The 2,247-nt window shown below is 62.8% G+C and carries 2 protein-coding genes; one reads left to right on the forward strand and one right to left on the reverse strand.

Annotation, left to right across the window (positions count from 1 at the left end; translation table 11 throughout):
- Window positions 1-404, reverse strand: a 404-nt coding sequence (locus L9Z73_RS29365; protein WP_247408379.1) for an RHS repeat domain-containing protein, incomplete at its 3' end; no start/stop codon positions are given.
- Window positions 405-713: 309 nt separating this feature from the next.
- Between L9Z73_RS29365 and L9Z73_RS29370 the strand changes: the two genes are divergently transcribed.
- Window positions 714-2,247: dermonecrotic toxin domain-containing protein (locus L9Z73_RS29370; protein WP_345894194.1), on the forward strand; the 1,534-nt coding region annotated here is incomplete at its 3' end.

Below are 2,247 nucleotides of genomic sequence, written 5' to 3' on the forward strand. Positions count from 1 at the left end.
ATGACCTGCAAATAGCCGCGCTCGTCGTAGCGAAAGCGCGTGGGGTGGCCTGAGCAATCGACATGCTCGGACAATTGCCCGAACGGGTTCCAGCGCAGCTTTTTATTTTTGCCGGTGGCGTCGATCAGCTTGTGGGCCAGGCGCAGGGCCGGCTCATTGGTGAAGACGTTGGAAACGTGCCACAGCTTGTTGGCCTGTTCGGTCAAGGCACCGACCAGTACCGGGTGGGCATGGCCCAACACGTTGACCGCGATGCCGCCGGCAAAGTCGATCAGCTCGCGACCCGCCTGGTCCCACACGCGCGAACCTGCGCCGCGCACGGGGATGAATGCGGCAGGTGCGTAGTTGGGCACCATGACCTGGTCGAAATCGGCACGTTGCACCGGGGCTTGCTCAACGGACATCGGAGTCTCCTGAAGAGGAACGCCTGCCTGGAACTGGCGGGCGATGCAGGGATTGTAAGGACAGTTTTCAGTGCGGCCTTGCCGCCAAGCGACAACTTCTTATAGCGCCAACCCGCGATTTTGGCGGGTTTACGCCAATGCGACAAATAGCATCGCAATGGCGCAGTTTAAACGCTCGCGGGTCGCAACGGCAGGTGGTCAAGCAGGATAGCCATAACTTGGCTGGCGGCCTGCTATCTATCTACCCCCCGTCGGCCGCCCGATGTTGTTTTGCTGATACGCCTGTTCATCATGCAAAGGCGTTTCCCTGTGACTCAACCCACCCCGCCCCTCCAACTCGCAGACCTGTCGACCTATCGCGACCTGCACATGGATATCCTCGAGCACGCCGTGCCCGCCTGGCTGCCCGCCACCTCCGCCGCCAAGCGCGCCGCACTGAGCAACGTGCAGCCAGTCATCCCGGCCTGGTACAAAAGCGCCTCCGCCCAGGACCACGACACCCTGAAAACCCGGGTCAATAGCGCCTGGCGCGCACAACAGCAGGTCGACCAGGCGATGGCCAACCTGAAATCGCCGCAAGACTTCGGCGCGCCGCTGCTGCAACAGCGGCTCAAGCAGCGGTTCGGTATCGAGTTGGATGTCAGGACCACCTATCTGCGGCTCTATATTGCCCAGACCATCCCATGGTTTCCCGTGCGCACTGGGGCCGCAAGGACGTGGACCGTCTCGCTGCTCGAGGCGGCCCTGCACAACTTCGAAGCCGACGAACACTATGAAGCGCACTCCGGCTTCATCACCCCACCCACGAGCAGCGGGCAATTCGAGCCCCTGCCGGCCGTCGACGCACAGATCAGCATCGCGCAGTTCACCGCGCTGTGCCGCGAACTGGACATCGGCGGCCACTACCAGCGCTACCTTGAGCAGTACTTCGACTTCAACAACCCGGTGGCCACGGCAAGCCTGCAAGGCAAGCTCAAGCACAGCCAGGCGGCGGACTTGAGCGTCGCGCTACAAATGGCCCGGATGAAAAAAGACCTGCGCGATGATCAGTCCTTCACGCTGCTGCAACGCCTGCTCAACGCCGACGACAGCCGCAACACCTGCTACCCGCTGCTGTGTTATGACCTGACGATCATGTCGAGCACCCTCACCGGCATCGTGCTGTTTGCCGAGAACATCGGCAGCCGCCAACCGGTCGGCCTGATCGCCTATATCCCCGACGATCCCTACGCGCCGCTCAAACAGTACCCCACGCTCGTGGCCTTCATGACTGCACTCGGGAACAACCTGCGCAGCGCCGAGTACCAGCAGTTCTTCAGCCGCTTCGTCAATCACGCAGAGCGCGGCCCATTCTTCGCCGACCTCAATCGCAGGCTGTCCAACGTCAGCTGGCACCTGCACACACGCGGCGACCCGCTGCCGTCCTGGCGCGAAACCCCCATCGACCAGCCACACCTGGCATTCCGCGCCACCGCCATCAGCGGCAACCTGTTCAGCCACCTGTTCCAGCGCAAACTCAGCAAGGTATTCAACGATGCCCGCACCCTCGCCGTGTCCACCGCCAGCGCCGATCAGAAAGCGCGCTGGGAACGCTGGGACATCGTGCGCAACATCGCCTCGGCACTGCTGCAAATCGCGGCATTCGTGGCCGCGCCCTTCGTCCCGCCGGTGGGCCTGCTGATGCTCGGCTACAGCGCCTACCAGATGCTCGATGACGCCTTTGAATGGATCGTCGACTGGGCCGTGGGCGACGTGACCGAAGCCTTCAAGCATTTATTGTCGTGCGTGGAGCAAGGCGTGCAATTGGGCCTGTTCATCGCCGGCGCGCCCCTGGCCAGCGGCG

Origin of the sequence: Pseudomonas emilianonis (genome assembly GCF_023072625.1) — a bacterium.
In the GTDB taxonomy this organism is placed as follows: Bacteria; Pseudomonadota; Gammaproteobacteria; order Pseudomonadales; family Pseudomonadaceae; genus Aquipseudomonas; species Aquipseudomonas paraveronii.